The following is a 14,284-nucleotide window of genomic DNA, read 5'->3' on the forward strand; positions in this document are numbered from 1 at the left end:
TAAATTGAATAATTATAGTAAGTTTTTATCTTAGCCAGAAATATGTAATTAAAGTCTTGTAAATGAGCAATTATAATCTCAGGAGACTGTTTTTAGATGTTGCCCATTTATCTTTATATTGTATAATAATTATATCTTAAACACTACATATAGATGTTCTAAGGGAAAGAACAATTATTTAGGAGGAGCCAAAAATGCGTTGTCCTTTCTGTGCAAAAATGGACAGCAGGGTTTTAGATTCACGGCCTGCTGACGAAGGCAACTCAATCCGGCGCAGGCGCGAATGCGGCGTTTGCGGGAAGAGGTTTACAACATATGAAAAGGTGGACGAGCTGCCCCTAATGGTTGTTAAAAAGGATGGTGGAAGAGAAGTATTCAGTATTGTTAAGCTGCTGTCCGGTATGCTAAAAGCCTGTCATAAGAGACCTGTCTCCACGGTTTTGCTCGAAGGGATTGCGGGCGAAATTGAAAAAGAACTTCGCAACACGATGGATATAGAAATTAAAAGTGAGAACATAGGAAGGCTGGTTATGAACAGGTTGCGTGAGATTGACGAGGTTGCTTATATCAGGTTTGCTTCTGTCTACCGTGAATTCCGCGATGTTAAGAGTTTTATGGAAGAAGTGCAAAGCCTGTTGCAAAAATAACTGAATAATATGGTAGAGTGTTCTTGCTGAAGAATTTGGAGGGAATCTATTTGTTTAATACGATAAAAAAGAGAGATGGCCGGGAAGTAAGCTTCGATGATAAGAAAATAACTGATGCAATTTTCAGAGCCGCCCGGTCAGTGGGTGGTGAGGACCGTCAATTGGCAATGGAGTTGACCATCGAAGTCTTAAAGATGATTAAAGCCAAGTACAATGGTAATGCCTTTGGCGTTGAAGATGTTCAGGACATCGTTGAAAAGGTGCTGATAGAAAACGGGCATGCTCGTACTGCCAAGGCCTACATATTGTACAGGGACAGGCGAACCCGCATGCGTGAAGCTAAAGGCGAGTTGATGGATGCGGTGGAGGAAATCCTGGTTGAGACGAGTAAGGAAAATGCTAATGTGAGCAATTCTCCCTCGGCTAAAATGCTGCAGATTGCCAGCGCGGCCAGTAAGAAATACTACCTGACCAGGCTGATTCCCGATGAGCTTTCACAGGCACATACACGAGGAGATATTCATATTCACGATCTGGACTTTTATGGAAAAACCCTGACCTGCATACAAATCCCTCTAAAAAGATTGCTGGAGGAAGGATTTGATAATGGGCATGGCTATATCAGACCGCCTCAGAGACCAAATTCAGCTACCGCACTGGCGGCCATAATTCTGCAGAGTTCTCAAAATGATATGCACGGGGGCCAATCTTTTGCTTTCTTTGATCGTGATATTGCCCCTTATGTGGAGAATGCCAGCGAGGATGAAACATTTCAGGCAATGGAAGCACTGGTATATAATCTCAATAGCATGCACTCCCTCAGGGGGAGTGAACGTATTTGGATATTGGATAAGGAAGAAAACCGCTTAAAGACAGTATCTATGGAGGAATTTCATGAGCAGTTTGAAGAAGGTAAGTTCGCTGCCTTGAGCGTTAATTATACTACAGGTAAGACAGAGTTAAAGGATATTACAGCTTCATTAAAACATAATAATTTTAATCGACTTTTGCAAGTAAAATTAAAGTCAGGACAGAGGGTAGAAGTTACTGATAATCATTCAATGATGGCAGTAAATAAAAATGGCGAAATTACTACTGCCGTTCCGGAAATGTTGAGTACAGGACTGACACCTGCACGCTGGCAGGCTGTAGAACAGGTTCATACTTATGAACTAAGTAAGTATCCTAATTCATCAAAATATCAACTTAAAGAAATTGTATTAGATGAGATTTTGGCCAGATTCCTGGGTTTTTATGTTGCGGAAGGTGCGGCAGACGGTTCAACGATATATCTGTCGCTGTTTAATAAAGAGTTGGAAGCGGAAGCCGGTAAAATGTTGGAGCGAATACACCCGGATTTTTCAACCAGGCTTCGTTATAATGAAACAGGTTCTAGGGATTTAGCTTGCCGGGTGGGTCAACAGTTTGCTGCTTTTGTTGCAGATATCTGCGGGAAAGGTGCTCAAAATAAAAGAGTCCCATCGGAAATTTTCTTTGCAACGGATAATGTTATTCGTGCTTTTTTAGACGGTTATCTTAGCGGTGACGGTACTGTTGGCAAGAACCGTGTTGTTGCCAGTTCTGTATCTCAAAAATTAAGGGACGGAATATTTTTATTATTAACTCGCCTGGGACTAATGGCTTCAATGAGTCAGGAAATACCTTCTGCTCAGTATGCTGCAGCACGGGAACGTTATAAAATTGCAATTGGTGGTTATTACGCTACCGCGCTTAATCTTTCGGGCCCCAAGCAAGGGGATCTGGCAAGTTTGTACCAGGTTAGCATTGAGCAATCACGGTATGATTATGAATATCTTCGCCCGTTAATTGCTGACGTGTATGGGGTAGATTGTCGTAATGCCTACCAATACAGGATAAAACCTGTATATATTGAGGAATTGATTTTTGATCTCAAGTCACGCAGGCTTACCGGTGAAGAAGAGGAAATTATAGTAAAACTGGCCTCATCTGCCTACTGGTTTGAAGAGGTTGAACGGGTTATTCCTCTGGTTAAATCTTCTCAAAGGCACCATTTGAGAAAGTTGTTGGCTAAAGGTAAATTGCCTCGCTATAGTAAATATTTAAGTGTGAGATTCCCTTATGCGGATTGGCTGCCGCGCTTTATGTTATCAAAAGAACTGGGATTCAGAAACCATGGAGGCATGATTACTAGCGATTGTCGCAGTCCGGAAATGGTTATGCGTTGGGCAAGAGCAATTTTAAATAAAAATTTACAAATCAATAAACTCTTAATAAAACTTGAGCGCGCTTTGGAAATTAGACCTGTTACTGTTGATTCAATTAAAGAATTACCGTATGAACCGTATGTGTATGATATATCTGTAGAGGGCAATGAGAATTTTTTAACTTCCCAGGGTATATTTGTGCATAATTCCCGCGCTGGGGCACAGGTACCCTTCTCCTCCCTAAATCTTGGTACGGAGACATCAGAAGCCTCGCGTAAGGTGACGAGGAATTTGCTTATGGCCTACGAGGCAGGTTTGGGACGGGGAGAAAACCCTATTTTCCCTAATATTATATTCAGGGTTAAAGAGGGAATTAATTTAAACCCGGATGATCCCAATTATGACCTGTTCAAAGTAGCTTTAAGGGTTGCCTCAAAAAGACTTAACCCCACTTTTAGCTTTATGGATGCCGGCTTTAACAGTCCTTTTGGGGATCAGGTCAGTTATATGGGCTGCCGAACCAGGGTAATGTCCAACCGGCATGGGCAGGCTGTTACTGATGGCCGGGGCAATCTGTCCTTCACAACGGTTAATCTGCCCAGGGTGGCTATTAAGGCTGAGCGCAACATGGCAAAGTTTTATCGTGATCTGGAGGATATTTTCGACTTATCCGCCCGCCAGTTGTATCACCGCTACCAGGTGCAAGCTAAGTTAAAAGTAAGGGATATGCCTTTTGTCATGGGACAAGGCTTGTATATGGATTCCCAGGGCTTAAGACCGGAGGATGTCATAGAACCGGCTATTAAGCATGGCACACTGGCTATTGGTTTTATCGGTCTGGCTGAGACACTGACTGCCTTAACCGGCAAGCATCATGGAGAAAGCAAGTCGGCCCAAGAAATAGGTCAGGAAATAGTAGCTTTTATGGCCAAAAAAGTTGATGAGGCTGCGGAAAAGTATGATAAGAACTATACTTTTCTGGCTACTCCCGCGGAGGGGTTGTCCGGGCGTTTCATCAAGCTTGACCGCCGGGAGTACGGGATTATCCCAGGCGTTACTAATAAAGAATATTACACTAACTCTTTCCATATTCCTGTTAATTATCCAATCAGCATTTTTGATAAAATTAGTCTGGAAGGAGTCTACCATAAGTATTGTAATGCCGGTCATATCAGTTATGTGGAACTGGAAGCCCCACCGGTGCACAATATTGAGGCGATGGAGTCTATAGTGCGTCATATGAAGGACAGTAATATGGGCTACGCTGCCATCAATTATCCTGTGGATTTTTGTACCGGGTGCAGTCACCTTGGAGTGATCAATGAGGACATCTGTCCGCGCTGCGGTTCACCGTTTATTCGGCGGGTGCGCCGGATTACCGGGTATTTGAGTACTGTTGACCGGTTTAATGACAGTAAGGTGTCCGAGTTGAAGGAGCGGATTACGCACAGGTTTTAATTCTTGTTGATATAAGCAAAAGCCAACACCCCTAATTATCAGGTGGCTTTTGCTTTTGCTTTATTTTGTGGCAGAGTAATACTAATAAATTGTTAGTAAAGGAGAATAACTAATGATTAGGTATGCAGACATTATCGGTGATTCAATTGTTGACGGTCCCGGGTTGAGAGTCGTTGCTTTTCTGCAGGGTTGTCCACGGAATTGTGCCGGATGCCACAACCCTGCTTTATGTCCTGAGGAAGGCGGTAGTTTGATTTCGGAGAAGAGCTTTGCCGAATTATTATTGAATAAATTGACATCGCTAAACTCCGGGATAACTTTCAGCGGTGGAGATCCTTTAATGCAGGCAGGGTCCTTATACGATGTTATAGGTTATATTCGCTTACAGAAGCCGGGACTAAGTATATGGGTTTATACCGGATATGTTTTTGAGGAGGTCAAGGATCTGCCCGTAATGAAGCTGATTGACGTGCTGGTAGACGGGCCTTTTATTGCTGCGGAAAAAAGCTTGAACCATGCTTTTCGTGGTTCATCCAACCAGAGACTTATTAATGTTAAGCAGTCTCTGGAAAATGGTGGGGTGGTTGAGCTGGCTTTTTAGCATGCTGTTTTCGGATGCAACATTTTACCTTTTTATGCATAGCATATTATGAACCTGCTTACTGAAAGGGAAAAGGGGTAATATGTTATGATAAACTACACCGTGAAACCGGGAGATACACTGTTTAAAATCGCCCAAAATTTTAATACAACAGTGGAAAATATACTGGAATTAAATCCTGCTATAAAAAACCCTAACCTTATTAATATCGGTCAGGTTATCATTATTGAGAGCAGCGGAACAGGGGAACCCCAGCCATGCCCGTCCGGCAATCTGCTTATAAACAGCAGCTTTGAAGACTGGGCTGTTCCCGATCAGAACCCGTCCGGCTGGCAGGTTAACAATGTCTACCGCACTACCCTATCTAACTACGGTTATTACGCTGCTGAGATGGGTGCAGCAGCTCCTAACAGGCAGGCAGCTTTGACACAAATAACATCTGTTCAGGCAGTTAATACTTATAGGTTGGAGTTTTACCTCAGAGAAAGTGAACAATTTGGAGGAGTATCCCAATATCAAATGGATATAAAAGTCGTATTTTATAACAACTCAATGCAGGTCACCGGGCAAGTTAATACTGTCCTCTCACAGACTGCCATACCTAATAACTCTTTTCAATTATATACTCTAACCACAGACAAAGCACCAATTAATTCAACAAGTGCGGAAGTCAGGTTTAATTTTATGCCGGCTTCCCGCAATGATAATACTGTAGTTGTAGATAATGTTGTTTTCTACTGTTTACCTGAATAGGAATAAGGCCCGACAAATGCCAGGCGATTTTTCCCTAAGGCAAATTTATGGCATTAGCAGTTAAAGAAAAGAAAAACTGCCTATTGGCAGTTAGAGTAATTTATTGAAGCCATTTAAAATAGTGACTCCCAAAAGGCCAACCCCGCTTTATATGTATTAGTGACAGGAACTGCAGTTGCCGGAGGAACAACCTGAGCACTTAGAATTGCCGCCCCCGCTGCCACTATCACCGCCAGGTGAACTAAAGGTTGAAAACACTCGCTGCGGTTTTATAGCCCCGCACTCAGGACACAGCAGGTTCTCTCCTTTATCTCCCATAGAACACATTTTTTCAAAACGAAATCCACAAGCGGAGCATTTAAATTCATAAAAAGGCATAACTAAAACCCCCTTTAATTAAAAGGTTAGTCCTATAAAAAATCTTTGTCAAGCCTTTATGGAATTAGTTTTTCACAAAATAGCAGGGATTAGACCTTTTAAGAGGAATTATTACAAAGGAAGAATATATCCGTTTTCTTATGGGGGTAAAAATAAAATGAGAATACGTTTTTTGGGTGCTGCTCAAACTGTTACCGGATCATGTCATCTTCTCAGTGTTGACGGTAAGAATATCATGATTGATTGTGGCATGTTTCAAGGAACAAAAGCTATAAAAGAGAGAAACTATCAAGATTTTTTAATTCCGCCGAAAAGCCTGGCATGTGTTATACTGACACATGCTCATATTGATCACAGCGGCTTGTTGCCTAAATTAGTTAAGCAGGGTTACAAGGGTCCTGTATATGTGACGGAGGCTACCGGTGATTTGTTGGAGGTAATGCTTCCGGATAGCGGGCATATTCAGGAAACTGAGGTTGAGGCTAAAAACCGCAAGGCAAAAAGGGCTGGTAAGAAACTGATTGAACCAATTTATACAGTGGATGATGCTTACGCTGCATTGGAACTTATGCAGAAAGTAAAATATGACGAGGAGTTTCAGGTTGCAGACAATATTACTGCACGTTTTCAGGAGGCCGGACATATTTTAGGTTCTGCTATGCTGGAATTATGGGCAGAGGAAACCGGTGACAAAGCTAAGTTTGTATTCAGCGGGGATCTGGGCAATCCAGATGCTCGTTTCATCAATGACCCGGCAGTGGTGGAAGAAGCAGATTATGTAATAATAGAGTCCACTTATGGTAACCGCCGGCATAAAGACCGTAACGGGCGGTTGGATATTCTAAAAGAGATTATCTGGGAGACCTATAATAAAGGCGGCAATCTGGTTATCCCCGCTTTTGCGGTAGAGCGAACCCAGGATATATTATATGATTTGAACCAACTGGCCCGGGAAAAACAATTACCCGACATGAAGGTGATTATTGACAGTCCTATGGCAGTAGCTGCTACTGCTGTATTTAGAAAACACTGGAGAATTTTTGATAAAGAAACCAGACAATTGATGAAAGACGGTTTCGATCCATTAAGCCTGCCAAATCTGTCTTTTTCTGTAACTGCGGAGGAGTCCAAGGCCGTTAACCAAATTGAGGGCGGAGCTATTATTATTTCTGCCAGTGGGATGGGTGATTTTGGACGTATTAGGCATCATTTGAAGCATAATTTGTGGAGGCCTGAGTCAACCATCTTATTTGTAGGCTATCAAGCGGTTGGCACTAACGGGCAGCGCCTTTTATCAGGAGAAAAAAGTATACGCATCGGCGGTGAAGAAATTGCTGTTCGTGCTAATATCAGAGCTATTAACGGGTTTTCCGCTCATGCCGACCAGTTCGGTCTGTTAAACTGGATTAAGCAGCTTAAGAACAAACCACGTGAAATTTTTATTGTACATGGTGATCCGGAACCATCGTCAGTTTTAGCAGAATTGATTACTAAAGAAACCGGTTTTAAAACGACAATTCCCGCCTGGCAGGAAGAAATAGATTTAACTCCCCCGGTAGAATCTGTTACAAGGGAAGATGTAAGAGCAATTTATCAGGAAGTTATGGAAAAAATGCAGGTATTTTTATATTCCGAACAGGTTAACGACAGTCGCAAGTATGCCGAAGTAATGAATAAACTTAGTTCCTTGCAGCATTATTTATCAGTTTGCACTGATTGCAGATGAGGTAATTCTGTTTAACTAGCCAGTGAGGTATTTTGCTGGAGATATTTTATTGTTATGTTGTTATGGCTTTTCCATCGCTAGGTATATATTTTTGCGGACATAATAGATTTAGATATGCGTTGTTTTCGTGAAAATATAATTTGGGAGGATGACCATGTCGGATAATTCTTCTGATACTGTCCGGGAGGATTTGGAGTATTATAGTTTCAAATTACTTGAAGCAATTCCCGGATTGGTTCATGCTTTTACTACCCGCCGGGGCGGCATTAGTGAAGCTGAGTATAAGTCGCTAAACATGGCTTTTCACGTGGGGGACAGTGAGCAGGCTGTATTGGAAAACCGCAGCAGGGTATGCAGTAAACTAGGTCTTAATCCGGTTCACTTAGTGGCAGGTCAGCAGACTCATGATGATCTGGTGGCAGTTGTGGGACTTGAGCACAGGGGGGCGGGGGCATTAAGCTATGCTTCCTCATTGCCCGGTACGGATGCTTTAATTACTAACCAGCCCGGTGTGCCGCTGTCATCTTATTATGCTGACTGTGTTCCCTTATTTATAGTGGATCCGGTTAAGTCGGTTATTGGTTTGGCTCACGCTGGCTGGCGAGGTACAGTTCTTAGAATAGCTGAGAAGACGGTAAAGGAAATGAGGCGAGTATTTGGCAGCCGGCCGGTTGAATGTCTGGCAGTGGTAGGTCCTTCTATCGGCCCTTGCTGTTATGAGGTGGACAGCCGTGTAACCGGGCAACTGCAAGCAAGTTTTCCTTATTGGAGTGAACTGGTAGAAGCTACTTTGCCGGGTAAATACAGATTTGATCTCTGGCAAGCCAATTACCGGGTTTTTCTTGATGCAGGCCTCAGGCCGGAAAATATTTATGTATCTAAGCTATGTACCGGCTGCAACACTGATATATTTTATTCTTACCGGGCGGAAAACGGTCATACCGGACGTATGGCTTCTCTGATGATGTTAAGATAGGGGGCGTGACAGATGCCAAGTGTTCTGGTAGTGGATGATGAGCAGAATATTATAGAAATCATCAAGTTTAATCTGGAACGGGAAGGCTACCAAGTTATTACAGCCAGAGACGGTACAACAGCTCTACAACTGGCCCGCTCAGAAAAACCGGATCTGATTATACTGGATATAATGCTTCCTGAGCAGGATGGTTTAGCAGTGTGTCGCTTGCTGCAGCAGGAGCAAAAAACCAGAGGGATTCCCATTATTATGGTCAGTGCAAGGGGAGATGAATTGGACAAAATTCTTGGGTTGGAAATGGGAGCGGATGATTATGTAACCAAACCTTTCAGCCCTCGAGAACTGGTAGCCAGGGTTAAGGCCAGACTGAGGCGTAGTGAGGAAGTGGAAACAACGCCGGAAAAACCCGTTGAAAATACTCTCGTGAGAGGGAATTTACTTATTGATCAGGATCGCTATATGATTGAGTTGGGTGGGGTAAAACAGTATTTAACCCCCAAGGAATTTGAATTAATCCGTTTTTTAGCCAGACAACCGGGAAAAGTATTCTCCCGTGATTATCTTTTGGAACAAATCTGGGGTTATGATTTTGTGGGGGATTCTCGAACGGTTGATGTGCATATAAGACACATCAGGCAAAAACTAGAGGGAATGGATGCCTCCCAACAGTATATTGAAACGGTCAGGGGAGTAGGCTATCGCTTTAAAGAATCTTCTTAGAGGAGTCTGGCGGCAGATGTTGTTAAAAGGTGTAATCTGGCGGGCAGCGGCCAGCTATTTTATATTGCTGGCTGTTTTTTGGGGTCTCCTGGAACTGTATAAGGCACAGTTATTAACTTTTGCCGGGGCTTTTCTGACCGCATCTTTATTATCCGTGGTTTTTGCCTGGCTCTTATATAAGAGGGTAATTAATCCTCTTGCTGTGATGAGTGAAGTTACCCAGGAAATGGCCCGAGGTAATTTTGACCAGCAAATTATTATCAGGTATCAGGATGAGATAGGTGAATTGGCGGCTAATATAAATAACCTGGCCGGTCAGCTAAAAACCGTTATTACGGATATTACTACAGAAAAAAACAGAGCGCGGGCTATACTGGACAGTATGGCCGACGGGGTAATCGCACTGGACCGTGAGGGCAAGGTGCTGCTGGTTAACCCTGCCGTGGAGGATATATTTGCCATAGAAAATCCGGCTGATCAGGTTAAAAATATTCTGGGTATAATTAGAAACTACGAATTGGAACAACTGCTATTTCACGCCTTAAAAAGGAATGAGCCGATGGTGAAGGTGCTGAAGATTTTAACATCAGAAGAACCCAGGGTCTTTCGTGTGCACCTGACACCACTCAGGTCTTCGGACACTAAAACAGAAGGTATAGTTGCTGTCTTGCGAGATATAACGGACAGGCGAAAACTAGAGCAAATGCGTACAGAGTTTGTAGCCAATGTTTCACATGAATTGCGTACTCCACTGACATCTATCAGCGGCTTTTTGGAAACGCTTTTAGACGGTGCACTGGAGGAGCCGGAAATAGCCAGAAGATTTTTGGAGCATATGAGTGATGAGACAGAGCGTTTGACCAGATTGATCAATGATCTGCTGAATCTCTCTAATATTGAAGACCGGCAATTTGTGCCGAATTTTCAGCCGGTAGATATGGCCGAGCTTATACATAGAGTGGCGCCTGTTTATGAACCGAGAGCCAGGGAAAAAGGTTTGACCTTAATGGTTACTCTTTCTCCCAACCTGCCTCCGGTAATCGGGGATGAGGACTTGCTGATGCAGGTTTTGACCAATTTGATTGACAATGCAATAAAATACACACCGGCTAAAGGTAAAATAGAAATAAAAGCCAGGGCCAGTGAGCAGGAAATGAAGGTTATTGTGACCGATACCGGTATAGGTATTCCCACAGAAAGCCTGGCTCGAATTTTTGAACGATTTTATCGTGTTGATAAAGCCCGTTCACGTGAAATGGGAGGGACGGGGCTTGGACTTTCCATTGTGAAGCATATTGTTGAGAGGCACGGCGGTTCTCTGGAGGTAACCAGTACAGTTGGCAAAGGCAGTATATTTGCTTTTATTTTGCCGGTTGCCGGAGATTTACACTGATGGGCTTGTTGAAAGGTTTGAGTCAACAACGAAACAAAGGCTATCTTTATATAAAATTAACATTGCTCTAACAGCCAAATTATTTTAGTTTGCTAGAATAAAAATATGATTCAGGTTTCTAGCGGAATAACCGGGGAGGATAAATAAAGTGTCTGAAATAAAGATGAGTATTGCTCAACTAAATCTTTATTATAAAGATTATCAGGCTTTACATAATATTAATCTTGACATTGAATCCTGCCGGGTAACAGCATTAATAGGTCCTTCCGGGTGTGGTAAATCGTCTTTTTTAAGAACCTTAAACCGGATGAACAATTTAATTGAGGGTGTAAGGGTTAACGGTAAGATATTGTTGGATGGTGAAGATATTTATAAACCAGGTGTTGATCTTGTTCTGCTTCGTAAAAGAGTAGGTATGGTTTTTCAAAGGCCTAATCCTTTTCCCATGTCTGTTTATGATAATGTTGCTTATGGACCTCGGATTCACGGTATTAAAAAAAAGCGGCAGTTAGATGAGATAGTGGAAAACAGCTTGAGGGCTGCGGTGCTTTGGGATGAAGTTAAGGATAAGCTTTTTAAATCAGCTCTGGGCCTTTCCGGCGGGCAGCAGCAGAGAGTATGTATAGCACGTTTGCTGGCAGTTGAACCTGAAGTGCTGCTTATGGACGAACCTACTTCAGCTCTTGACCCTATATCAACTTTGAAAATAGAAGAATTAATTCAGGAATTGAAAAAAAAATATACAGTGGTTATCGTTACACACAATATGCAGCAGGCGGCGAGGGTATCGGATATGACCGCCTTTTTCTTAAATGGCGAGCTGGTGGAAAACGGCAATACGGATTTTATATTTACTCAGCCAAGTGATAAACGAACGGAGGACTATATAACCGGAAGATTTGGTTAAGGAGCTGGTAATAAAATGTCACCCAGGCAGAATTTTGATAAGGCATTATATGCTTTAAAGCAGGATATACTGCGCATGGCAGGATTGGTTGAGCAGGCTATCTATGAATCAGTGGAAGCTTTGATGAGGAAAGATGTATCTCTGGCAGCTCAGGTTATTATGGGTGATGAGACTATTGATGAGTTGTACTTGGAGATAGAATCTAAAATAATTAAATTAATTGCCACCCAGCAGCCTATGGCCAAGGATCTTCGAATTGTTGTAACCGGTATAAAAATACTGTTGAGCTTGGAGCGTATGGCAGATCATGCCGTCGATATTGCCAGAGCCACTATGTGCCTGTCATCCAGGCCCTTTAAAGTAGATGTCGTGGATTATATTCCGCAAATGGCTAAATTGGCCAGGCAAATGCTGAAAGACGGTTTGGATGCCTACGTAAATGATGATATTGAGAAGGCACAAAAAATGTGTGCCGGTGATGACGAAGTGGATTATATTTTCGCTAAGGTTTTTCGGGAATTAATGTCTTGTATGAGAAAAGACCCGGATACAGTAACCGAGTGTTCTTATTTGCTTTATGTCAATCGTTATCTGGAAAGAGTGGCGGATCACGCTACTAACATTGGAGAGGCCGTAGTGTATTTGGTTACCGGGGAAAGAAAAGAATTAAACTAAGGAAAAAATTACTTGCGAATTGTTTAAATGGCTTGTGAGCCTTTAAAGTAACAGTTAATTATAATCTACATAAATTCAGATAGTCAGGATTTATTAACTTATCAATAAAAATATTAACTGGAAAAGCGCCTGCGGGTGCTTTTTTTGTGCAGGATTTACCATTTGGTTGTCGAATAGGTTTTCATGGTTATAAAAAAGGTGAAACAAAGTAAAAAAGTTAAAAGTATATATTATCTACTGTTCATATTCCTGTTTATTTCATTTACTTTTATTAACACAGGTTTTTTTAGGGATATGTTCATCTCCAAAATTTTAGAGAACCGTATTTTGCAATATACTAAAATACAAAGGGAGGTTAATACTGAAGGTTTATTAATCAAGGGAGAGACGATTGTCAGAATGCCTGAAAGAGGAAAGGTAAAGTATTTGGTTAAGGACGGTACACGCTTGCGCGCCGGTGTTCCTGTAGTTTCTTTGCAGAGTACTGAGTTGAATTCTGTTGAGGGAAAAGTAAATACCTTACTTTACAATAAGCAGGCCGGCATCTTCTGTCTTCATCTGGATGGACTGGAACAAGTCTTGTCTCCGGATAACCTGGATGTTTTACAGGTACCCAAAATAAAAGAAATAAAAAGCACGATTGATGATTTAGAAGCGTCAGAGTTAAAAGATGCTGCTATTATAGAGAGCGGCGAACCTGTCTATAAACTGGTGGACAACCTCAAGCCTCTATTGATTAAATTGGAGTTAAATCAGGAGCAAATACCCCAAAATGTGTTAAAGTTAGGCTATGGGATGAAGCTTCAGTGGCAAGGGTATTCATTTAACGGTAAGGTTGTAGATTGTAGGAAGCAGGACAGTAATTTTGATATTCTGCTGAGGGCGGATGATTATCCCCATGATTTGGCCCATTACAGGAAAATTGCTCTGGTGGTTGTAACACAGGCGCTATCCGGTCTGGCAGTAGAGCGAAGATCAATTGTGTTAAAAGAAGGTCAACCGGGCATTTATTCCTTAAATAAAACCTTAATCAGGTGGCTGCCGGTAAAAATCGAAGCCCAGTCAGAAAATAATGTTATTATCAGTGGGGCAGAATTAGCTGAAGGCACCAGTTATATTCATAACCCTTTTTGGTATAAGGTGGTCAGTTTGGTTCTATAAAGGAGAGGAGATTTTTTTGAATATCAGGGATAATATTTTATTAGTAAAGGAGAGGATAGCCGCAGCCGCCTGTCGCTCCGGACGTGATCCGGATGATATTACACTGCTGGCGGTTACTAAGAATGTAAGTGTTGATTTGATAAAGCAGGTTTATGATTGTGGTTTTAAGGAGTTCGGTGAAAACAGAGTTCAAGAATTACAAAAAAAAATTGCGTTGTTGCCCGATGATGCTGTTTGGCATATGATTGGGCATTTACAAACCAATAAGATAAAGTATATTATAGATAAAATAGGTTTAATTCATTCTTTAGACAGTTTGTCTCTGGCCAGGGAGATTAACCGTCAGGCTCTGCTGCAGAATATGAAGGTGCAGGTTTTGCTGGAGATTAATATTTCCGGAGAGCAAAGTAAATTTGGCATACCTTTATCTGAAGCAAGGGAGTTTGTTAAACTGGTAAACTGTTTGCCTGGTTTGACGGTGCGGGGATTGATGACAATGGCTCCTTATACGACTTACCCTGAAGAAGTAAGGCCCATTTTCAGGGGATTAAAAGATTTGTCCGAAAGAATCAGCAGAGAATCCTCTGAAATAAATATGGATGTGCTTTCCATGGGTATGAGCAATGATTTTGAGGTGGCGGTAGAGGAAGGTGCAACTATAGTGAGAGTCGGCACTGCTCTTTTCGGAGTATGAAGATTTAGA

13 protein-coding genes are annotated in these 14,284 nt (G+C 42.1%); 12 read left to right on the forward strand and 1 reads right to left on the reverse strand.

What is annotated here, in order from left to right:
* Positions 1-194 precede the first annotated feature (194 nt).
* The 4 genes from nrdR to DTOX_RS05150 all read left to right on the forward strand — a co-directional run bounded on the left by nrdR (position 195) and on the right by DTOX_RS05150 (position 5,645).
* A complete protein-coding gene (gene nrdR / locus DTOX_RS05130) occupies positions 195-647 on the forward strand; it encodes a transcriptional regulator NrdR (RefSeq protein ID WP_015756671.1) in 453 nt (150 codons plus the stop codon).
* 50 nt (positions 648-697) lie between these two features.
* Positions 698-4,291, forward strand: a complete 3,594-nt coding sequence (nrdD, locus tag DTOX_RS22025; protein ID WP_015756672.1) for an anaerobic ribonucleoside-triphosphate reductase — start codon at positions 698-700, stop codon at positions 4,289-4,291.
* A 112-nt stretch (positions 4,292-4,403) separates the two neighbouring features.
* Entirely contained in the window at positions 4,404-4,892 is a 489-nt protein-coding gene (nrdG, locus tag DTOX_RS05145) for an anaerobic ribonucleoside-triphosphate reductase activating protein (protein WP_015756673.1), read from the forward strand.
* A gap of 87 nt (positions 4,893-4,979) precedes the next feature.
* The gene (locus DTOX_RS05150; protein ID WP_015756674.1) at positions 4,980-5,645 is read left to right on the forward strand and encodes a LysM peptidoglycan-binding domain-containing protein; all 666 of its coding nucleotides are present in this window, start codon (positions 4,980-4,982) and stop codon (positions 5,643-5,645) included.
* 156 nt (positions 5,646-5,801) lie between these two features.
* On the opposite strand, the gene DTOX_RS05155 is transcribed toward DTOX_RS05150, so the two are convergent.
* Positions 5,802-6,023: an FmdB family zinc ribbon protein gene (locus DTOX_RS05155; protein WP_015756675.1), complete on the reverse strand. Its 222-nt coding sequence runs from the start codon at positions 6,021-6,023 to the stop codon at positions 5,802-5,804.
* 157 nt (positions 6,024-6,180) lie between these two features.
* Here DTOX_RS05155 and DTOX_RS05160 point away from each other — a divergent pair, with 157 nt between their 5' ends.
* From DTOX_RS05160 to DTOX_RS05195, 8 genes are all read left to right on the forward strand, one after another.
* Positions 6,181-7,749, forward strand: coding sequence for an MBL fold metallo-hydrolase RNA specificity domain-containing protein (locus DTOX_RS05160; protein ID WP_015756676.1), 1,569 nt, complete (start codon positions 6,181-6,183; stop codon positions 7,747-7,749).
* A 154-nt stretch (positions 7,750-7,903) separates the two neighbouring features.
* Entirely contained in the window at positions 7,904-8,725 is an 822-nt protein-coding gene (gene pgeF, locus DTOX_RS05165) for a peptidoglycan editing factor PgeF (RefSeq protein WP_015756677.1), read from the forward strand.
* A gap of 12 nt (positions 8,726-8,737) precedes the next feature.
* Entirely contained in the window at positions 8,738-9,445 is a 708-nt protein-coding gene (locus tag DTOX_RS05170; RefSeq protein ID WP_015756678.1) for a response regulator transcription factor, read from the forward strand.
* 16 nt (positions 9,446-9,461) lie between these two features.
* The gene (gene pnpS, locus DTOX_RS05175; protein ID WP_015756679.1) at positions 9,462-10,838 is read left to right on the forward strand and encodes a two-component system histidine kinase PnpS; all 1,377 of its coding nucleotides are present in this window, start codon (positions 9,462-9,464) and stop codon (positions 10,836-10,838) included.
* 163 nt (positions 10,839-11,001) lie between these two features.
* Entirely contained in the window at positions 11,002-11,745 is a 744-nt protein-coding gene (pstB, locus tag DTOX_RS05180) for a phosphate ABC transporter ATP-binding protein PstB (RefSeq protein WP_242652602.1), read from the forward strand.
* A gap of 15 nt (positions 11,746-11,760) precedes the next feature.
* The gene (gene phoU, locus DTOX_RS05185; protein ID WP_015756681.1) at positions 11,761-12,420 is read left to right on the forward strand and encodes a phosphate signaling complex protein PhoU; all 660 of its coding nucleotides are present in this window, start codon (positions 11,761-11,763) and stop codon (positions 12,418-12,420) included.
* A gap of 327 nt (positions 12,421-12,747) precedes the next feature.
* Positions 12,748-13,581, forward strand: coding sequence for a biotin/lipoyl attachment domain-containing protein (locus DTOX_RS05190; RefSeq protein ID WP_479690836.1), 834 nt, complete (start codon positions 12,748-12,750; stop codon positions 13,579-13,581).
* Between the two features lie 16 nt (positions 13,582-13,597).
* Entirely contained in the window at positions 13,598-14,275 is a 678-nt protein-coding gene (locus DTOX_RS05195; RefSeq protein WP_015756683.1) for a YggS family pyridoxal phosphate-dependent enzyme, read from the forward strand.
* Positions 14,276-14,284 lie beyond the last annotated feature (9 nt).

It is taken from the genome of Desulfofarcimen acetoxidans DSM 771, from assembly GCF_000024205.1.
Classification (GTDB): domain Bacteria; phylum Bacillota; class Desulfotomaculia; order Desulfotomaculales; family Desulfofarciminaceae; genus Desulfofarcimen; species Desulfofarcimen acetoxidans.